Source organism: Streptomyces sp. NPDC039736 (assembly GCF_055596485.1).
This window is the reverse complement of record NZ_JBVIUQ010000006.1, coordinates 246913-266633: the sequence shown is the minus strand read 5'-3', so window position 1 is coordinate 266633 and position 19721 is coordinate 246913. Positions and strand designations below refer to the sequence as shown.

The window sequence follows — 19721 nt, the reverse complement described above, 5'->3', positions numbered from 1 at the left end:
ATGCGGGGGCCGCGGGCGGGCGGGGCCCTCGTTTGGACGGGCGGCGGCGGGGGTCCGCTTTGCGATGGAAGACGCGGCGAAGGGCGGGGCGGCGGGCGCGGGCACTCCTTCGGCGCGGGCGCGCGTATTCGCGCGCACGGCGGCGTACTCGCCCGTAAGCTCGCCGTCATGCAGGTGATCCAGTCAACGAAGCTCGCCAATGTCTGTTACGAGATCCGGGGTCCGGTCCTTGAGGAGGCGATGCGGCTGGAGGCGGCCGGACACCGCATTCTCAAGCTCAACACCGGCAACCCGGCGGCGTTCGGGTTCGAGTGCCCGCCGGAGATCCTGGAGGACGTCCTCCGCAATCTCGGCAGCGCGCACGGATACGGCGACGCGAAGGGCCTGCTGTCCGCGCGGCGCGCGGTGATGCAGCACTACCAGACCAAGGGCATCGACCTGGACGTCGAGGACGTCTACCTCGGCAACGGGGTCTCCGAGCTGATCCAGATGTCGATGCAGGCCCTGCTGGACGACGGCGACGAGGTGCTCGTCCCGGCCCCCGACTATCCGCTGTGGACCGCCTCGGTCTCCCTCGCGGGCGGTACGGCCGTGCACTACCGGTGCGACGAACAGGCCGACTGGATGCCCGACCTCGCGGACATCGAGCGGAAGATCACCGACCGGACGAAGGCCCTCGTCGTCATCAACCCGAACAACCCGACGGGGGCGGTGTACGACGACGAGATGCTGCGGGGCCTGACCGAGATCGCCCGGCGGCACAACCTCGTCGTCTGCTCGGACGAGATCTACGACCGGATCCTGTACGACGGCGCGACGCACACCCCGACCGCCGTGATCGCCCCCGACCTGATGGTCCTCACCTTCAACGGGCTCTCCAAGAACTACCGGGTGGCGGGATACCGCAGCGGGTGGATGGCGGTGTGCGGCCCGAAGGCGCACGCGTCCTCGTACATCGAGGGGCTGACGATCCTCGCCAACATGCGGCTGTGCGCGAACATGCCCTCGCAGCACGCGGTGGCCACCGCGCTGGGCGGCCGGCAGTCGATCGACGACCTGGTGCTGCCGGGCGGACGCATCCTGGAGCAGCGGAACACCGCGTACGAGCTGCTCACCCGGATTCCGGGCGTGACCTGCGTGAAGCCGAAGGGGGCGCTGTACCTCTTCCCGCGGCTGGACCCGAAGGTCTACAAGATCAAGGACGACCGGCAGATGGTGCTGGACCTGCTGCGGGCCGAGAAGATCATGGTGGTGCACGGGACCGGGTTCAACTGGCCGGAGCCCGACCACTTCCGGATCGTGACGCTGCCGAACACCAAGGACCTCGCGGACGCGGTGACCCGGATCGGGAACTTCCTGGACGGCTACGGCCAGCCGTGACGCCGCGGCTTTGCCGAGCCTTTCTCTACCGGGGTCAACTTTAGACTGAATCCAAGCTAGGATGGTCTCCTGACGCTCGACGCAGGAGGCCATCCGTCATGTACGAACCGATCCGCACCAAGTCGGTCCACTCCATGGCCGACGACGACGCCCGCTTCCCGCACCGCTCCCGCGAGGAGGAGCTGGACATCCAGCTCGCCGGGCACCTCTCCGCCCTCCTCGCCGTGACCGACGAACTCGGCCTCGACGCGGCCGCCGACCGGATCGCCGTCCAGGTGGCCCGGCTGCGCGGCGCCCCGCCCGCCCGGCACGCCGGGCACCGCCGGGAGAACCCGGCCGCCCTGCACCGCCGCGCGCACGCCCTCGCGGGCCGCGCGCTGGTGGTCGCCGCCTCGCGCGCGGACACCGCCGCCGCGATCCTCGCCGCCGAGCGCATGGACGCGCACACGGCGGCCACCGCTGACAGCTCCCCGGTCAGCCTCTGATCGGCCCCGGTCCACGGCCGCGGAGGCCCGTGGACCGGGTGCCACCAACTCCGTCGTGGAGGGCATGAGTTCGGCCCCCGGCGCCTGGAACGGCACCGGGGGCCTTCGCCGCGTCTCGGTCGGGGATCCCACTGGTCAGGGCGGTGTCGTGACGATCCGAGTGCGGCTTCCGCACCCGTCCCTCCGGGGTGTTCGTGCACCCCGGAGGGACGGGTGCGGAGCGGGCCGGAGCCGGGGAACAGGCCGGCTCCGACCACGTGTCGGGGGGACTAGCCCAGGCGCTCGACCAGCGCGCGGTACTCGTCCCACAGCTCCTTGGGCGCGTGGTCGCCGAAGGTGTTCAGGTGCTCGGGGACCAGGGCGGCCTCCTCGCGCCAGGCCTCCTTGTCCACCGTCAGGAGGAAGTCGAGGTCGGCCTCGGGGAGGTCCAGGCCGTCCGTGTCGAGGGCCTCCTTGGTCGGCAGGACGCCGATCGGGGTCTCGACGCCCTCGGCCTTGCCGTCGAGGCGCTCGACGATCCACTTCAGGACGCGGCTGTTCTCGCCGAAGCCGGGCCACACGAACCTGCCCGCGTCGTCCTTGCGGAACCAGTTCACGTAGTAGATCTTCGGGAGCTTGGCCTGGTCCTTGTCGGCGCCGACCTTGACCCAGTGGTTCATGTAGTCGCCCATGTTGTAGCCGCAGAACGGCAGCATGGCGAACGGGTCGCGGCGCAGCTCGCCGACCTTGCCCTCGGCGGCGGCGGTCTTCTCGGAGGCGACGTTGGCCCCGAGGAAGACGCCGTGCTGCCAGTTGAAGGACTCGGTGACCAGCGGGACGGCGGTGGCGCGGCGGCCGCCGAAGAGGATCGCCGAGATCGGCACGCCCTTGGGGTCCTCCCACTCCGGCGCGATCGTCGGGCACTGGGCGGCGGGGACGGTGAAGCGGGCGTTGGGGTGGGCGGCGGGCGTGCCGGACTCGGGGGTCCAGTCGTTGCCCTTCCAGTCCGTGAGGTGGGCCGGGGCCTCCTCGGTCATGCCCTCCCACCACACGTCGCCGTCGTCGGTGAGGGCGACGTTGGTGAAGACGGAGTTGCCCCAGAGGGTCTTCATGGCGTTGGCGTTGGTGTGCTCGCCGGTGCCCGGCGCGACACCGAAGAAGCCGGCCTCCGGGTTGATCGCGTACAGCCGGCCGTCCTCGCCGAAGCGCATCCAGGCGATGTCGTCGCCGACGGTCTCCACGGTCCAGCCGGAGATCGTGGGCTCCAGCATGGCGAGGTTGGTCTTGCCGCAGGCGGACGGGAAGGCGGCGGCCACATACTTGGACTCGCCCTGCGGGGGCGTGAGCTTGAGGATCAGCATGTGCTCGGCGAGCCAGCCCTCGTCGCGCGCCATGACGGACGCGATGCGCAGGGCGTAGCACTTCTTGCCGAGCAGGGCGTTGCCGCCGTAGCCCGAGCCGTAGGACCAGATCTCGCGGTCCTCGGGGAAGTGCGAGATGTACTTGGTGGTGTTGCACGGCCACGGGACGTCGGCCTCGCCCTCCTGGAGGGGGGCGCCGAGGGTGTGCACGGCCTTCACGAAGAAGCCGTCGTCGCCCAGCTCGTCCAGGACGGGCCGGCCCATGCGGGTCATCGTGCGCATCGAGACGGCGACGTACGCCGAGTCGGTGATCTCGACGCCGATCGCGGACAGCGGCGAGCCGACCGGGCCCATGCAGAAGGGGACGACGTACATCGTGCGGCCGCGCATGGAGCCGCGGAAGATGCCCTCCCGGCCGTCCTTGCCCTGGAAGATCTCCCGCATCTCGGCGGGGGCCTTCCAGTGGTTCGTCGGGCCCGCGTCCTCCTCCTTCGCGGAGCAGATGAAGGTGCGGTCCTCCACCCGGGCGACGTCGGAGGGGTCGGAGGCGGCGTAGTAGGAGTTCGGGCGCTTGACCTCGTCGAGCTTCAGAAACGTGCCCTTGGCGACGAGCTCCTCGCAGAGCCGCTCGTACTCGGCCTCGGAACCGTCGCACCACACGACACGGTCGGGCTCGGTGAGGGCTGCGATCTCGTCTACCCAGGAGATCAGCTCCTGGTGGTGGGTGGGGACGGTGGTGGGAGCCGCGATGTCGCGCGCCACGATTGCTCCTTGATGAGGGGTTCTGTGGTTTGTTGCCCCGTGGGGGCTGCGACCCGGATGCTTCACACGTTCTTGGTCGAGCTCAGTCCCTCTGGCGCTCATCCGGTGCCGACCGCACTCATTTGATCATCCAGGCACTCCGCCCATCTGTCCAGGGGGCCGCACACGTGAGCATCGCCACTCCCCGCAAGTGCCACTTACGTGAACATGACCACCCGGAGCCAGAACTTACGGAACCGTAGGTAGCATTCGGGGCATGACGTCGCATGCCGTGCCCGACCAGGTCACCGAAATCGACCCGCCCCCCATAAAGCCGAGAATGCGCGGCTGGCTGCACGCCGGCATGTTCCCCGCCGTACTGGTCGCGGGCATCGCGCTGATCACCCTCGCCGACTCCACCCGGGCCCGCGTCGCCTGCACGGTCTTCGTGCTGACGGCGTGCATGCTCTTCGGGGTCAGCGCCGTCTACCACCGGGGCACCTGGGGCCGGTGGGGCGAGGCGGTGCTGCGCCGCCTCGACCACGCGAACATCTTCCTGATCATCGCGGGCACCTACACCCCGCTCACCGTCCTGCTGCTGCCCGAGTCCACCGGCACCACCCTGCTGTGGGCCATCTGGTCGGCGGCCGCCGCGGGCATCGCCTTCCGGGTCTTCTGGGTCGGCGCCCCGCGCTGGCTCTACACCCCGTGCTACATCGCCATGGGCTGGGCCGCCGTCTTCTTCCTGCCGGACTTCCTGCACTCCGGCGGGGTGGCGGTGCTGGTGCTGGTGATCACCGGCGGGCTGCTCTACAGCGCGGGCGGCGTGATCTACGGCCTCAAGCGCCCCAACCCGTCACCTGCGTGGTTCGGCTTCCATGAGGTCTTCCACTCCCTCACCCTCGCCGCCTTCGCCGCGCACTACACGGCGATCTCGCTGGTGGCCTATTAGGCCCGGTCCCGAAGCCGGCGCCGGGGACGGGCCGGCCCCCGGCCGGTGCAGCCGCAGTGGCCGCGGTCTCGACGCCGCGGCCACCTGCCAGGCCAGCATCCCGACGGACACCAGCACGACCCCGACGACCGCCACCGCTCCCAGGGCCAGAAAAGCCAGCACGCACAGCACCGCCATCACCGCGGTCAGCACGTTCACGCTTCTTCTCATGCCGCTCCCTCCCTCTATCACTCCGCACATCTGTCGTCGTTTCACGGACAGTTCGGCTACCCACGACACACGGTGACATGCGGCACTGACAATGCCCCCGGCCGTCACGGATCCGCCCCCGGGCGGAAGATGGCCGACAATGGCGCCATGGCCGCCCCACGCACCCCGTCCGTCACTCCCGACACCCGCCCCGGCCTGCGCGAACGCAAGAAGATCAGGACGCGTCGGGAGATCCGCCGGGCGACTTTCCGCCTGGTGTCCGCCCGGGGCTGGGACGCCACGACGGTCGAGCAGATCGCCGAGGAGGCGGAGGTCTCGCCGAGCACCGTGCTCCGGTACTTCCCGGTGAAGGAGGACATCGTCCTCACCGAGGAGTACGAGCCGGTGCTGGAGGGCGCGCTGCGGCAGCGCCCACGGGACGAACCGCTGCTGGAGTCGGTGCGGGCCGTGGTGACCGGGGCGATGCGCCGCTCGCTGGACGAGGAGCCGGACGAGGTGCTGCTGCGCACCCGGCTGATGCTGGAGGTGCCCGCCGTACGGGCCCGGATGGTGGAGAGCGCGGGAGTCACCAGCCGCATGCTGTGCCGGGTGGTCGCGGAGCGGACCGGGCGGGACGCGGGCGAGCTGGAGGTGCGGATCTTCGCCACCGGGCTGCTGGCCGCCGTACTGGAGACGACGCTGTACTGGGCCGAGCGCGGACAGCGGGACGATCTGGTGGAGCTGGTCGACCGGATGCTGCGGACGTTCGAGGGGGGCCTCGCCCGTATCGACGGCTGAGGCCCCCCCTCCTGGGGCGGGAAGCGCCGGGGGCGGGGTCAGCCGAGCTTGTCGACCGCCTGGTAGTAGATCCGGGCGGTGGTGTGGCAGGAGACCTTCTTCGCACCGGAGTAGGCCGCGCAGACGCGCTTGAGGTCGGCGAGGAAGGCGTCGTCCAGCCGGGCCTTGTTGCTGCGGAAGGTGCCGGCCGCCGTGTAGTTGCGGTAGCCGAAGTCGTGGCGGGCGCAGGACGCGGAGAAGGGGAAGCCGAGGGGGTTGTCCGGCGACGTCGTGCAGTAGTCGGTGGACCAGTCGAAGCGGTAGGAGCTCCAGGCCCGCTGGTTGGCGCGGGCCGCGTGGAAGGCCTGGGCGCTGCCCGCACTGATCTGGGTCCAGGCACTGAGGACGGCCTTCTTGTCGAGGGCGGCTGCGGGGGCGGCCGCCGCAGCGGGCAGCGGCGCCGCGGACAGGGCGAGGGCGACGGCGGCCAGGGACGTGGCTGCGGTGCGGGCTGCGGTACGGCGACGCATGGGGAGTCCTCCGGGGAAGCACGCTGATCGCTCGGGCGGAGTCGCGGGAGCGGGCAGAGCGTATTGCGCCGAGCTCTGGCAGACGCGCACGGCGGCCGTGTCCGCCGGGCCGGACGCCGGATCGGGCTCGGGCGGGCCCGGGCTCCCCACGAGCGCAGGCAGGCCGGCACCGCCAGGACGCGGCGGTGGGTGCCGTCGCCCGTGGGCAGGCCGGGCTTGGTGAGGGATGCTGCGGCTGGTCGCCGGGGAGGCGCTGGTGGTCGTGGTGGTCGGCGGGGCCCTCGGACTGCCGGTCGCGGCCCTCAGCCTGCTCGGGATGCGGGGGCGCCGGGTCTGCTGTGCTGTCGGTGTGGGGCACGATCACCCTCCCGTGGACGGCGACCGGTACGGCGGTCGGCCTCTGCGCTGTGCCGGCCGTCGTCTCGGCGGTGGCCCCGGCCGCGATGTCGGCGCGGCGCCGGGCGGTGGAGCCGGCCGGCGTCCGGGCATGACGGTGCGCCGGCCGCGTACGGGCGGGGGGTCCCGCTCGTACGCGGCCGACGCGCCTACCCCTCCCTGCTCCCGCCTAGACCTCTGCGCCCACCTGCTCCGCCAGCACCGCCACGTCCGTCGTCGGGGCCGCGCACACGAACCGCCGGCACACGTACGCCCCCGCCGGGCGGTCCGCCAGCAGGGGGAACTCGTCGCTGCCGGGCGCGCCGAACGCCACTACCAGCCCGGGGGCCGTCCCCAGCAGGGCCGTGCGGTGCAGTTCCCGCGCCCCGGGCGAGGCCGGTTCGCCCACCACGGCCACCTCCCGCGGCCCGTCCAGCGCCGCCTCCGCGACCGCGAGGCCCCACCCGATGTGCCGCGGGGCCCGCGAGGCCAGGGCCCTGACCACGCCGAGCGCGCCCTCCGCCGCCTCCCGGTGGGCCGGGGAACCCGTGTGCGCCGCGTACGTCAGCAGGGCGCCGGCCGCCGCCGTCCAGCCCGAAGGGGTCGCGTTGTCCGTGGGGTCCTGCGGGCGGCGGATCAGCTTCTCCGCGTCGTCGGCCGTGTCGTACAGCGCCCCGGACTCCCCCCGGAACCGCACCAGCACGTGGTCCAGCAGGAAGCCCGCGAAGTCGAGCCAGGCCCCCTCGCCCGTCACCGAGGCGAGCGCGAGGAAGCCCTCCGCGACGTCCGCGTAGTCCTCCAGGACCCCCGCGTTCGGGCCCACCCGCCCGTCCCGCGAGGTGCGGGCGAGCCTCGCGGCGTCGTCCAGGTGGACCCGTACCAGAAGGTCCGCGGCCTCGGTGGCACGCTCCACCAGGTCCGGGCGGCCGAAGTACGCGCCCGTCTCGGCCAGCGCCGCGATCGCCAGCCCGTTCCACGCGGCGACGACCTTGTCGTCCCGCCCGGGAGCGGGCCGCTCGCCGCGCGCCGCCAGCAGCCGGACCCGGATCTCGGCGATGCGCGCCGCGTCGACCAGCTCTCCCGCGTCCAGCGGCAGTTGCAGGACCGAGGCGCCCTCCTCGAAGGTGCCCTCCTCGGTCACCCCGAAGTACGTGGCCGCCAGCCGGGCGTCCGACTCCCCCAGCACCTCACGCAGTTGGCCGGGCGTCCACACGTAGTACGCGCCCTCCACGTGCCGCCCGGAGCCGTCCTCGCTGTCCGCGTCCAGCGCGGAGGCGAACCCGCCCTCCGTGGTGCGCAGTTCGCGCACCAGGAAGTCGGCGGTCTCCAGCGCCACCCGGCGCGCCAGGTCCGAGCCGGTGGCCCGCCACACGTGCGCGTACACGCGGCACAGCAGCGCGTTGTCGTACAGCATCTTCTCGAAGTGCGGGACGGTCCACGAACCGCCCACCGCGTACCGCGCGAACCCGCCGCCGAGCTGGTCGTAGATCCCGCCGCGCGCCATCGCCTCGCAGGTGTCCGTGACCATCTGGAGCGCCCCCTCGGACCCGGTCCGCGCCGCGTGCCGCAGCAGGAACTCCAGCACCATCGACGGCGGGAACTTCGGCGCGCCGCCGAAGCCCCCGTTGCGGGAGTCGTACTCCCGGGTCAGGCCCAGCAGCGCCGCCGCCAGGTCCTCCTCGCCCGGCGTCCCGTTCGCCGCGAAGGCCAGCGAGCGCTCGCCCAGGTCCTTGACGATCTTCCCGGCGACCTCGTCGACCTCGCCGCGCCGCTCCGCGTACGCCGCCCGGACGCCCTCCAGCACCTGGGGGAACGACGGCATCCCGTGCCGGGGCTCCGGCGGGAAGTACGTACCGAAGTAGAAGGGCTCGGCGTCGGGGGTGAGGAAGACGGTCATCGGCCAGCCGCCCTGCCCGGTCGCCGCCTGCACGGCCTCCATGTAGACGGCGTCGACGTCCGGCCGCTCCTCGCGGTCGACCTTGACGTTCACGAAGTGCTCGTTCATGAGGGCGGCCGTCCCCTCGTCCTCGAAGGACTCGCCGGCCATGACGTGGCACCAGTGGCAACTGCTGTACCCCACGCTGAGCAGCACCGGCACCCCCCGCCGCCGCGCCTCCGCGAAGGCCTCCGGCGACCACGGCCACCAGTCCACGGGGTTGTCGGCGTGCTGGAGGAGATAGGGGGACGTCTCATGGGCCAGTCGATTCGTGGGCATTCCCCCATCCTGCCCCAGGACCTCCCCGGCACTACGGAACCTCCGCCTCCGCAGTGCCCCGGGCCGCCCCCTCCCCACGGCCGGGCCGCGCGCCCCTCCCCCGCGTCACCGGCAGCACACGCACCCCCTCTGCTCCCTCGCGTCCGCGCCCCTCAGGCAGGACACTTGACACCTCCGGGCGGTCCGCACAGGCGAGGCCGTGCCCGGACGTCGCAGGACCGTCGCGGAGGGGGACGCACTATGCGGGAGAGCCATCGGGTCGAGGCCGAGCAGGTGTTGGTACGGGCCGTCGAGGAGGAGGTGCGGCGGTCCGGCGGCCGGACCGACGGCCGGGCGCTGCTGGCGCGCGCCCGGGCCGCGCTGGACGAGCTGGCCGCGCCCGCCGCCGAGGAGTACGCCGCGTACGTCGCCGCGCTCGACCGCGCGGACGCCGGCCGGCAGCACCTGTCGGAACGGTTCAGCGGGGCCGTCATCAGCACTCCCGTCCTGGTCACCGCCGTCGCCGCCGCGGCCGCCTTCACCACCGACCTCGCCCTGGGGACCGGCTCGGGCACCGCCCTGGCGGCGGGGGCCGCCGTCGCCGTGGCCGGGGCGACCGCGACCGTCGCCAAGGTCACCGCGACCCACTGGCCCGCCGCGCACCGCAGGGCGGGCGCGCTCGGACAGCCCGGCGGTCACGAGCAGTTGAAGCTCCAGTGGCTGACCGCCTTCGAAGTGCGGGGGGTACGCCCCTACCTCGACCGGCAGCGCGTGCTCAGCACCGCCACCCGCACCCGCGGCCAGGGGAAGAAGCCCGCCGGCGCGTCCGTTCCGCTGCGCGGCGGCGACCGCAGTGCGGCCGCCCGGCGCAGGACCGTACTGGAGCAGTCGTTCGGCCATCTCCCGCAGCCCGAGGGCCCGTTCGCCGGGCGGCGCGGGGAGATGGCGCAGATCGCGCAGTGGGTGCACGCGGCGCGGGCCAGCACACAGACCCGGCCGACGGTCGTCGTGCTGTACGGGGAGGCGGGTTCGGGGCGCTCCACGCTGGCGCTGCGGGCCACGCACGCGCTGCGCGACCAGTTCCGCGGGGCGTGCCTGGTGGAGCTGGGCAACGGCGCGCCGGGCCGGGCCGAGTCGGCCACGTCCACGCGCGACGCCCTGCTCCAGCTCCTGAACCGCCTCGGCGCGCCCCGCGACCAGCTCCTCTTCCGCGAGCAGCGCACCGAACGCGCCACCCGGGAACAGCAGTTGAAGCGCCTGACGGAGGTCTACCACAAGCACCTGACGGGCCTGCCGGTGACCGTCGTCCTGGAGGACGCCACCGACCCCGAGCAGGTGCGCACGCTCGTCCCGGAGCGTTCGGACAGCCTGGTGCTGGTCACGGCGTCCCAGCCGCTCGCCCTCCCCGAGGACGTACCGGCCTGGGTGCACCAGCTCGCGGTGCGGCCGTTGGACGCGGCCGGTGCGGAGGAGCTGCTGCGGGCGGTCCCGCAGGACGAGGGCGCCGCGCGCGACGAACCGTACGACGGGGCGTCGGCCGACCGGATCACGGAGTTGTGCCGGGGGCTGCCGCTGGCGCTGCGGGTCGCGGGCTCCTCGCTGGGCCCGCGCAGTCCGCGCGCACTGGCCGCCGACCTGGAGGCGTACGGACCGCTCGACCCGGTCGAGCGGGCGCTCTCGCTGCGGTACGCCGACCAGTCGGAGCAGGGGCGCAGACTGCTGCGCCGGCTCTCGCTCGCGGGCCGGGCCTCGCTGGGCGGGGCGGCGGCGGCCGCGCTGCTGGCCACGGACGAGCAGGAGGCGCGGCGGCGGCTGGCCGAGCTGGCCGCCGCCGGGCTGATCGAGCCCGTGGGCAGCGGGCGCCACCGCCTCCACGACCTCGTGCGCTCCTTCGCGTACACCCGCCTGCTGGACGAGGAGGAGCCCGCGGAGCGGACCGCCGCGCAGGAACGTCTCATCCAGAACTACGGCGAGCTGGCCGACTCCGTGATCCGGCTGGTCGACGGCAAGACCTCGACCCGCGCCGACCGCTTCGGCCCGCACGGGTTCACCTCGCTGGACGCGGCGCTGCGCTGGCTGGACGACGAGTCCTCCTTCATCACGGCCGCGCTGCGGCACGCGGAGGGCGTGGACACGCGGCTCGTCCTGAATCTGCTGGGCGCCCTGTGCGACTACTGCCTGCTGCGGGGCGACCTCTACCGCCTCGGCGAGATCAGCGAGCTGACGCAGGCCGTCGACCAGGGCCTGCTCCTGCGGTCCGTCCAGTGGCGCACCGGCATCGCGGCCCGGCAGCTCGGCGAGCTGGACAAGGCCCGCACGACCCTCTCGTCGGTGGTGGACCTGTACTTCGAGGCCCACCACGAGGCGGGCGCGGCGCGGGCGCTGGGCTCGCTCGGCATCACGCTGCACCACCAGGGCAACCTCACCGAGGCCGCCGCCAAGCTGCGGGAGGCCCTGGCCCTCCAGTCCTCCCCCGCCCTCGCGGGCGACCGGGCGTGGAACCTGCACGCGCTGGCCGCCGTGGAACGCGACCGCGCGAACCTCGCGGAGGCGGCCGAACTCCTCGGCACGTCCCTGGCCCTGCACCGCGAGAGCGAGTCGCTGCACGGGCAGGCGTGGGCCCACTTCCAGCTCGGCCAGGTGTACCTGCGCAGGGGAGAGGCGCCGCGCGCCGAAGCGGAGCTGAACGCCGCCCTCGACCTGTACGGGCGTACCCGCGACGAGCGCGGCGAGGCCTGGGCGCTGACCCAGCTCGCCCGGGCCCGGCTGGTCGCCGGCGACCCGGAACCGGCGGTGGACGGCATGCGCCACGCCCTCTCCCGCCACCGCGACAACGAGGACGCGCGCGGCGAGGCCTGGACCCTCTACTACCTGGGCCAGTCCCTGGAGGAACGGGGCGACCACGACCAGGCGGTCCGCGAGCTGGAGCGGGCCCGCACGATGTTCTCCCGGATGCGGGACGTGTACGGGCTGGCCTGCGCCCGCCACCACTCGGGCCGGGTGACCCGGGACCAGCGGGCCGTGCAGACGGGCAACCTGCGCAACTCCGGTTTCGCCCGTCAGCTCCTCACCGACGCCCGGCAGGACTTCCGGCGGATCGGGGTCGCGCACGGGGAGGCGTGGACGGTGCTGGAGCTGGTCGTCGTCGACGCGGGCAACTCCCGCCCGGAGCAGGCGCTCGCCCTGTGCGACGAGGCGATCGCGCTCTTCGCCTCGTACGACGACCGCCGGGGCGGCGACTGGGCGCGCTTCCTGCGCTGCACCCTGCTGCCGTTCGCGCACCCGGGCGGGCCGGAGGCGGGCACGTCGTCGGCCGCGGAGGAACTGGCGCTGCTGGCCGCGGAGCCGCACCCGGCGCGGGACGAACGCCTCGCGGACTGCCTGGACGCGTACCGGGTGGTGCTGGGGCGGGGTGCGGACCTGGGGGCGGGCTGGCAGGCGTGGCGGCTGGGCATGGTGCCGAACAGGCACGCGCGGGAGGTGATGGGGGTGCCGTTCGGGCAGGGCGAGGAGGGGGCGTGAAGCCGGGCGCTCCGGGGCCGGACGGCCGGGCGCCCCGCCCGGAGTGCGCTCCACCGGAGTCCGTACGGGTCCTGGCCGGACCCGTACGCTCCGACCCCCCACGGCCGGACTCCGCGCCCCCGCCGCCCGTCCGGGCGGACTACTCGCGCCGCGCGGCGGAGTCCTCGGCGAGGGGCGCCGCCGGGTCCTTCTCGGAGGTCCGGGCGGGCGCGTCCGGGTCCGGGGCCTCCTCGAAGGAGACCTTGCCCATGTGCCGGTTCATCGACTTCATCAGCGCCCACACTCCGACCGCCAGCGCCGCGAACACGAGGAAGCCGAGGATTCCCGGCGTCACCTTGTTCTTGTCGAAGGTGTCGGCGGCGAGCGGCACGAACTGAGTCATTGCCTGAGAAACGTTCACTCAGCCATTGTCGCGGATGCCCGCGAAGAGGTCGCTCTCGGGGAGGGAGGTGGGGACCAGGGCCTTCGCCAGCTCGTAGTCCTCGGTCGGCCAGACCTCCTTCTGGATCTCCATCGGAATGCGGAACCAGCCGCCGTCCGGGTCGATCTGCGTGGCGTGCGCGAGCAGCGCCTTGTCGCGGATCTCGAAGAAGTCGGAGGCGGGCACGAAGGTGGTCAGGTTGCGCTCCTCGCGCTCGGACTCGTCCCAGCGCTTCAGCCAGTCCCCGTACGGCGACTCCAGGTCCCGGGCGAGCAGCGCCTCGTGCAGGGCGACCGTGCGCGGCTTGTTGAAGCTCTGGTTGTAGTAGAGCTTCAGGGGCTGCCAGACCGGGCCGAACTCCTCCTCGGGGAAGGCCGCCGGGTCGCCCGCGCCGTCGAAGGCCACCGTCGTGATCTTGTGGGTCATGATGTGGTCGGGGTGCGGGTAGCCGCCGTTCTCGTCGTACGTCGTGATGACCTGCGGCCGGAAGGCGCGGATCGACTTCACCAGACGGCCGGCCGCCTCGGTGACGTCCTCCAGGGCGAAGCAGCCCTCCGGCAGCGGGGGCAGCGGGTCGCCCTCGGGCAGACCGGAGTCGACGAAGCCGAGCCACTCCTGCTTGACGCCGAGGATCTCGCGGGCCTCGTCCATCTCGCGGGCACGGACCTCGTGGATGTGCTCCTCGATGTACGAGTCGCCCTGGAGCTTCGGATTGAGGATGGAGCCCCGTTCGCCGCCCGTGCAGGTCACGACATGGACGTCCACCCCCTGGGACACGTACTTCGCCATGGTGGCCGCACCCTTGCTCGACTCGTCGTCGGGGTGGGCGTGCACGGCCATCAAGCGCAGCTGCTCAGTCAAGATCTCGATCCTCGGTGATCCGGGCGCCCTCGGTGTCCGTGGCGCCGTGTGCGGCTCTTATAGTGACCGAACCGGGGGCGGGAAATATTCCTGACCCCTGCGCAGCCGGAGGACCACAGCATGAACGCGGTACGTGACGGAGCTTCCGGCGGGACCCCCGCCGGGCCCCCTTCCGGTGCTCCCGAGGGACGCTACGGCCGCTCCGCCGACGACCGCGCGGACCGCAAGCTGAAGATCATCGGCTCGGTGCTCGGGGTGCTGCTGCTCCTGCTGATCGGCTGGATCGGGTACGGGTACATCTCCCGGCAGGTGATCAGCGCCGAGATGATCAAGTTCGACCCGAGGTCCTCGCAGACCGAGGTCAGGGTGCACCTGGAGATCCGCAAGGACGCCGACGCCACCGGCACCTGCACGGTGCGGGCCATCGCCGAGAGCGGGGCCGAGGTCGGGCGCAAGGACGTGCGCGTGGACCAGCGGGGGCAGACCCGGATCGACGAGATCTACCCGATCCGCACGACGTCCAAGGCCACCAGCGCGGAACTGGTGGGCTGCACCGCGGACGGGCAGTAGACCCGCCCCCCGCTTCCACCGACCATACGTCTCTGACCTGCGTTGACGCAGTCGTGACGGTTTTGGTTCTCCCCTCCGGGGCATCGAATTGTTAGGCTCGTGGTTTCGCCCGCCCGTGGAGGCACGTCCTCCGCGGTCAGGGCGATGCTTTGTTATCCGTAACTTCGAGGAGCACCTGTGACCCAGACCAGCGACGACGTCACCTGGCTGACCCAGGAGTCGTACAACAAGCTCGTGGAAGAGCTGGAGTACCTGTCGGGTCCCGCGCGCGCCGAGGTCACCCAGAAGATCGCGGCTGCCCGCGAGGAGGGCGACCTCCGGGAGAACGGCGGATACCACGCGGCCAAGGAGGAGCAGGGCAAGCAGGAGCTCCGCATCCGCCAGCTCAAGCAGCTCCTGGAGCGCGCCCAGGTCGGCGAGGCCACCGCGTCCAGCGGCGAGGCCGGCCCCGGCATGGTCGTGAAGATCGCCTTCGACGGTGACGAGAGCGACACGCTGACCTTCCTGCTCGCCTCCCGCGAGTACCCGTCCTCCGACATCGAGACGTTCTCGCCGCAGTCCCCGCTGGGCGCGGGCGTGACCGGCAAGAAGGTCGGCGAGGACGCCGAGTACGAGCTGCCGAACGGCAAGAAGGCCATGGTCCGGATTCTGGAGGCGACGCCCTACCAGGGCTGAGCCACCGGTCCCGTACGTCTGCGGCACTCGTACGCCGACGACGAGGGCCCCCGGCACGCGCCACTGCGCGCGCCGGGGGCCCTCGGCGTGTGCGGCGGCTAGACCGCGGCCTTGCGGTACTTGCGCACCGCGAGCGTGCGGAAGACCACGATGATCAGCAGGGCCCAGAGCAGCGAGGCCCACACGGGGTGCTGCATCGGCCAGGCGGTCGACGGGGAGACGCCCGGATTGCCGAAGAGTTCCCGGCAGGCCTGCACGATGGCGCTGAACGGGTTCCAGTCGGCGACGTGCCGCAGCCACGGCGTCATCATGCTCGTGTCGACGAAGGCGTTCGAGACGAAGGTGACCGGGAAGAGCCAGATGATGCCGCCCGAGGTGGCGGCCTCCGGGGTGCGCACGGACAGGCCGATGAGCGCGCCGATCCAGGTGAACGCGTACCCCAGGAGCAGGAGCAGGCCGAACGCGGCCAGCACCTTGCCGATGTTGGTCGGCGCGTGCGACCCGGTGCGCCAGCCGACGAGCAGGGCGACGGCCGCGAGCACGGCCAGCGTGATGCAGGTCTGCACGAGGTCGGCGACGGTGCGGCCGGTGAGGACCGCGCCGCGGGCCATGGGCAACGACCGGAAGCGGTCGACGAGGCCCTTCTGCATGTCGTCGGCGATGCCGGCCGCCGAGCCCGCGGTGGCGAAGGTGACCGTCTGCGCGAAGATGCCCGCCATCAGGAAGTTCTTGTAGACGGCGGGGTCGGTGGAGCCGCCCACGCTCATCGAGCCGCCGAACACGTACGTGAACAGCACCACGAACATCACCGGCTGGATGATCCCGAAGAGGATCATTTCCGGTATCCGGGACATGCGGATCAGATTGCGCTTGGCGATGGTCAGCGAGTCGGTGACCGACTGCACCAGACCGCCCTTGGGAACCGGCGCGAGCGACTTGGACGCCGCCAGGGTGTCCGTGCTCATGCGGCCGCCACCTCCTCCGTCTCGTCGGCCTCCGCCGCGTGCCCGGTCAGCGAGATGAACACGTCGTCCAGCGTCGGGCGGCGCAGGCCGATGTCGTCGATCTCGACGCCGCGCGCGTCCAGTTCGCGGATGACCTCCGCGAGGAGCTTCGCGCCGCCGGTGACCGGGACGGTCAGCTTGCGGGTGTGGTGTTCGACCTTGGTGCCGCCCTTGCCGAAGCCCCGCAGGACCTCCTCGGCGACGGCGATGTGCTCGCGCTCGTGGACGACGACCTCGATGCGCTCGCCGCCCGTGCGGGCCTTGAGCTGGTCCGAGGTACCGCGTGCGATGACCTTGCCGTGGTCGATGACGCAGATGTCGTGGGCGAGGTGGTCGGCCTCCTCCAGGTACTGGGTGGTGAGCAGGAGGGTGGTGCCGCCGGAGACCAACTCCTTGATGACCTCCCAGAGTTGCTGGCGGTTGCGGGGGTCGAGGCCGGTGGTGGGCTCGTCCATGAACATCACCGGCGGGGAGACCACCAGGGCCGCCGCGAGGTCGAGCCGGCGGCGCATTCCGCCGGAGTACGTCTTGGCCGTGCGGTCGGCGGCCTCGGCGAGGTTGAAGCGCTCCAGGAGCTCGTCCGCGCGGGCCTTGGAGGCCTTCTTGGACATCTGGTAGAGGCGGCCGACCATCTGGAGGTTCTCGCGGCCGGTGAGGTACTCGTCGACGGCGGCGAACTGGCCGGACAGGCCGATCGAGCGCCGTACTTCGTTGGGGTGCTTGAGGACGTCGATCCCGGCGACGAAGGCCTTGCCGCTGTCGGGCCGGAGCAGGGTGGTCAGGACGCGGACGGCCGTGGTCTTGCCCGCCCCGTTGGGCCCGAGGAGGCCGAGGACGGTGCCTTCGGGGACGTCGAGATCGACGCCTCCCAGGGCTTTCACGTCGCCGAAGGTCTTGACCAGACCCTCGGCGTGGATGGCTCCTGGCATAAGGGGTCCCCCAGTTGTGTGGGTGGTTCCTGCGCGAAATTTTAGGTTTGCCGGGCACGCACCGCCCGGCGAGTGCCGAGGGGGCGGCCCGACGGGAGCCGTCGGGCCGCCCGGCACGGCTGGAGCGCGAGACACACCATAACGCGATACATCGCGTCCGGGGAAGGTTTTCCGGGTACCCGTCCCCGCATCGCCGCGAAGGCCCTCCCCCGGCCTACGGGACGACCGCGTACCCCGCGTCTCGGAGCGCCTCCCGCACCTCGGCGCAGTGCTTCGGGCCCTTCGTCTCCAGTTGCAACTCCACCTCCACCTCGGTGAGTCCGAGCTGCGGACCGGCCCGGGTGTGCCCCACGTCGACCACGTTGGCGTCCAGCACCGACAACGTCCCGAGAAGCTGCGCGAGCGCCCCCGGCCGGTCCGTCAGCCGCAGCCGCAGGGACAGGTACCGGCCCGCCGCGGCCATGCCGTGCCGCAGGGTGCGCTGCATGAGCAACGGGTCCACGTTGCCGCCCGACAGCACGGCGACGACCGGTCCCGCGAAGGACTCCGGCCGGCTCAGCAGCGCCGCCACCGGGCTCGCCCCGGCGGGCTCCACGACCAGCTTGGCCCGCTCCAGGCACAGCAGCAGCGCGCTGGACAGCTCGTCCTCGGAGACCGTGCGCACCTCGTCCACCAGCTCGTCGACGATGGCGAACGGCACGTCGCCCGGCCGGCCGACCTTGATCCCGTCGGCCATCGTCTGGAGCGCGGCGAGGGAGACGGGACGTCCGGCGGCCAGCGACGGCGGATAGCAGGCCGCGCCCGCCGCCTGCACGCCGACGATCCGCACGTCGGGGCGCAGCGCCTTCACCGCGACCGCGATGCCCGCCGCGAGGCCGCCGCCGCCGACCCCGACCACGATCGTCCGCACCTCCGGGCACTGCTCCAGGATCTCCAGGCCCACCGTGCCCTGGCCCGCGATGACGTCGGGGTGGTCGAAGGGGTGGATGAAGACCGCGCCGGTGTCGCGCGCGTACTCCTGCGCCGCGGCGAGCGTCTCGTCCACCACCTGCCCGTGCAGCCGCACCTCCGCGCCGTACTCCCGGGTGGCCGCCACCTTCGGCAGCGGTGCGCCGACCGGCATGAAGACGGTGGACCGCACGCCGAGCAGGGAGGAGGCGAGCGCCACGCCCTGGGCGTGGTTGCCGGCGCTGGCGGCCACCACTCCGGCGGCGCGCTCCTCGGGACGCAGGCCCGCGATGCGGATGTAGGCGCCGCGCAGCTTGAAGGAGCCGGTGCGCTGGAGGTTCTCGCACTTGAGGTGGACGGGGGCGCCCACCAGGCGCGTGAGGTGCCGGCTGCCCTCCAGCGGGGTGCAGCGGGCCACCCCGGAGAGCATCTTCTGCGCACCGCGCACATCGTCGAGGATCAGGCTGCGGGCGTTTTCGGGCGTGCGGAAACTCATGGCGGCCAGTCTGGCAGCCCGGCGGGGGCGGGTGCCGGACCGTCTCAGGGGCAGCCCCGGTGACCTGCGCCGGGACCCGTTCGCAGGGTCCGTCGTCCACAGGTTTGCGCAGCGCCGGTACGCGTGTGCCCGCACCCGCGTACCCTTGCCCCACCAACCCGACCACCGCACGAAGAGAGCCCGAGCCATGCCCCCTCCCCAGGACATGACGACCGACCCCGCCGCCGGTCTCCTCGATGCCCTTCAGCACCAGGTGGCCGTCTTCGCCCGCCGTGCGGAACAGACCCGCCTCGGCGGCGTCGGCCAGGTCCGCAACTCGATGGACCGCGCGGCCTACCTGCTGCTCAACCGCCTCGATCAGGAGGGTCCGATGGGCGTCAAGGCGCTCGCCGCGGGCATGGGCATCGACTCTTCGACGGTGACCCGCCAGGTCGCCCCGCTCGTCGACACCGGCCTGGTCAAGCGCACCTCGCACCCCGAGGACGGCCGTGCGGTCGTGCTCCAGCTCTCGCCGCGCGGCCAGGCACGCCTGGACGAGGTGCGCTCCTCGCGGCGCGAGCTGATGGCGCAGGTCACGGACGGCTGGAGCGAGGACGAGCGGGAGGCGTTCACCACGCTGCTGACCCGTTTCAACTCGGCGCTCTCGGCCCGCCAGACGGCGGCCTCGGGCGACGCTTCGGGCGACGTGCCGACGGCCTCCTGACCCGGCCCGGGAAGGGGCCCGCGCCGCCGCTCCGGCAGGGCCCCTGACGGGTCGTCACGCACTCGCCGCGCCCGCCTCTTGACCTGTCCCCCCGCCTGGCTTCATATGAGCAGGAGGAGCCGGCCGGGGAGGAACGGTGGACAAGCGCGATGCAGGTCAACAGCGGTGCCGCGCAAGGGAGTTCGAAGCCTTCGTGGCGGGCGCCGCAGGCCGGCTGCTGCATGTCTCGACGCTGCTGACGGCCGAGCCCGCCGACGCCAACCCCCGTGCCCAGCGCCTCCTCGTCGCGGCGCTGGCCAGTGCGTACGCCCGCTGGGAGTTCCTGCGCGGGGAGGACCCGTACGACCGCACCCGGCAGGAGCTGGCGGCCCGGTTCGCCCGCACCTCCTGGCACCACCGCAGGCGGCGGGGCGGCCTGCTGGCGGCGCTGACGCCGCAGGAGCGCCTGGTGCTGGTGCTGCGGATGTACGAGGGGGTGCCGGAGGAGCAGACGGCGGCGCTGCTGGGGCTGCCGGTGCAGCGGGTGCGGGCGATCTGCGCCCGCGCGGTCTCGCACGTCGACGAACTGCGCCGGGCGCCGGCACCGCCCTCGCGTGCGGCCGTGGCGTCATGAGCCGGGCGGCGCGGGG

General features: G+C 72.6%; 17 protein-coding genes. 9 read left to right on the top strand and 8 right to left on the bottom strand.

Translation table 11 applies throughout. The annotated features are described in order from the left end of the window. Nucleotides 1-168 precede the first annotated feature (168 nt). Nucleotides 169-1380 carry a pyridoxal phosphate-dependent aminotransferase gene (locus ACZ56L_RS20645; protein ID WP_401756471.1) on the top strand — a complete coding sequence of 404 codons (1212 nt, stop codon included), beginning with the start codon at nt 169-171 and terminating at the stop codon, nt 1378-1380. 98 nt (nt 1381-1478) lie between these two features. Next, nucleotides 1479-1865 carry an SCO4983 family protein gene (locus ACZ56L_RS20640; protein WP_345228714.1) on the top strand — a complete coding sequence of 129 codons (387 nt, stop codon included), beginning with the start codon at nt 1479-1481 and terminating at the stop codon, nt 1863-1865. A gap of 269 nt (nt 1866-2134) precedes the next feature. Here the strand turns inward: ACZ56L_RS20640 and ACZ56L_RS20635 are convergent, their stop codons facing one another. Beyond that, entirely contained in the window at nt 2135-3967 is a 1833-nt protein-coding gene (locus tag ACZ56L_RS20635) for a phosphoenolpyruvate carboxykinase (GTP) (protein WP_345228715.1), read from the bottom strand. A gap of 256 nt (nt 3968-4223) precedes the next feature. Between ACZ56L_RS20635 and trhA the strand changes: the two genes are divergently transcribed. Continuing rightward, a complete protein-coding gene (trhA, locus tag ACZ56L_RS20630; RefSeq protein WP_468686253.1) occupies nt 4224-4898 on the top strand; it encodes a PAQR family membrane homeostasis protein TrhA in 675 nt (224 codons plus the stop codon). A 357-nt stretch (nt 4899-5255) separates the two neighbouring features. Beyond that, nucleotides 5256-5885 carry an acyl-CoA-like ligand-binding transcription factor gene (locus ACZ56L_RS20625; RefSeq protein WP_471065470.1) on the top strand — a complete coding sequence of 210 codons (630 nt, stop codon included), beginning with the start codon at nt 5256-5258 and terminating at the stop codon, nt 5883-5885. A gap of 38 nt (nt 5886-5923) precedes the next feature. Here the strand turns inward: ACZ56L_RS20625 and ACZ56L_RS20620 are convergent, their stop codons facing one another. Together ACZ56L_RS20620 and ACZ56L_RS20615 are read right to left on the bottom strand one after the other, a co-directional pair. Further along, entirely contained in the window at nt 5924-6394 is a 471-nt protein-coding gene (locus ACZ56L_RS20620; RefSeq protein WP_471065468.1) for a phospholipase, read from the bottom strand. Between the two features lie 565 nt (nt 6395-6959). Beyond that, the gene (locus ACZ56L_RS20615) at nt 6960-8984 is read right to left on the bottom strand and encodes a thioredoxin domain-containing protein (RefSeq protein WP_471065466.1); all 2025 of its coding nucleotides are present in this window, start codon (nt 8982-8984) and stop codon (nt 6960-6962) included. A gap of 240 nt (nt 8985-9224) precedes the next feature. Here ACZ56L_RS20615 and ACZ56L_RS20610 point away from each other — a divergent pair, with 240 nt between their 5' ends. Next, nucleotides 9225-12485, top strand: a complete 3261-nt coding sequence (locus ACZ56L_RS20610; protein ID WP_471065464.1) for a tetratricopeptide repeat protein — start codon at nt 9225-9227, stop codon at nt 12483-12485. 139 nt (nt 12486-12624) lie between these two features. Here ACZ56L_RS20610 and ACZ56L_RS20605 read toward each other — a convergent pair whose 3' ends face one another. Both ACZ56L_RS20605 and mca read right to left on the bottom strand, forming a co-directional pair. Then, nucleotides 12625-12867, bottom strand: coding sequence for a hypothetical protein (locus tag ACZ56L_RS20605; protein WP_380837230.1), 243 nt, complete (start codon nt 12865-12867; stop codon nt 12625-12627). 18 nt (nt 12868-12885) lie between these two features. Beyond that, nucleotides 12886-13767 carry a mycothiol conjugate amidase Mca gene (gene mca / locus ACZ56L_RS20600; RefSeq protein ID WP_471065462.1) on the bottom strand — a complete coding sequence of 294 codons (882 nt, stop codon included), beginning with the start codon at nt 13765-13767 and terminating at the stop codon, nt 12886-12888. A gap of 120 nt (nt 13768-13887) precedes the next feature. On the opposite strand from mca, the gene ACZ56L_RS20595 reads away from it, so the two are divergent. Continuing rightward, nucleotides 13888-14337 carry a DUF4307 domain-containing protein gene (locus tag ACZ56L_RS20595; RefSeq protein WP_471065460.1) on the top strand — a complete coding sequence of 150 codons (450 nt, stop codon included), beginning with the start codon at nt 13888-13890 and terminating at the stop codon, nt 14335-14337. A 177-nt stretch (nt 14338-14514) separates the two neighbouring features. Beyond that, entirely contained in the window at nt 14515-15012 is a 498-nt protein-coding gene (greA, locus tag ACZ56L_RS20590) for a transcription elongation factor GreA (RefSeq protein ID WP_345228731.1), read from the top strand. A gap of 98 nt (nt 15013-15110) precedes the next feature. Here the strand turns inward: greA and ACZ56L_RS20585 are convergent, their stop codons facing one another. From ACZ56L_RS20585 to ilvA, 3 genes are all read right to left on the bottom strand, one after another. After that, the gene (locus tag ACZ56L_RS20585) at nt 15111-15977 is read right to left on the bottom strand and encodes an ABC transporter permease (RefSeq protein WP_468686259.1); all 867 of its coding nucleotides are present in this window, start codon (nt 15975-15977) and stop codon (nt 15111-15113) included. Further along, nucleotides 15974-16945 carry an ATP-binding cassette domain-containing protein gene (locus ACZ56L_RS20580; protein WP_345228734.1) on the bottom strand — a complete coding sequence of 324 codons (972 nt, stop codon included), beginning with the start codon at nt 16943-16945 and terminating at the stop codon, nt 15974-15976. Before ACZ56L_RS20580 ends, ACZ56L_RS20585 begins: the two co-directional genes overlap by 4 nt. A 214-nt stretch (nt 16946-17159) precedes the next feature. Continuing rightward, the gene (gene ilvA / locus ACZ56L_RS20575) at nt 17160-18389 is read right to left on the bottom strand and encodes a threonine ammonia-lyase (protein WP_345228736.1); all 1230 of its coding nucleotides are present in this window, start codon (nt 18387-18389) and stop codon (nt 17160-17162) included. Nucleotides 18390-18576: 187 nt separating this feature from the next. Here ilvA and ACZ56L_RS20570 point away from each other — a divergent pair, with 187 nt between their 5' ends. Together ACZ56L_RS20570 and ACZ56L_RS20565 are read left to right on the top strand one after the other, a co-directional pair. Then, nucleotides 18577-19092, top strand: coding sequence for a MarR family winged helix-turn-helix transcriptional regulator (locus ACZ56L_RS20570; RefSeq protein WP_345228737.1), 516 nt, complete (start codon nt 18577-18579; stop codon nt 19090-19092). A 136-nt stretch (nt 19093-19228) separates the two neighbouring features. Continuing rightward, nucleotides 19229-19705, top strand: coding sequence for a sigma factor-like helix-turn-helix DNA-binding protein (locus ACZ56L_RS20565; protein WP_345228738.1), 477 nt, complete (start codon nt 19229-19231; stop codon nt 19703-19705). The last annotated feature ends 16 nt before the right edge of the window (nt 19706-19721 follow it).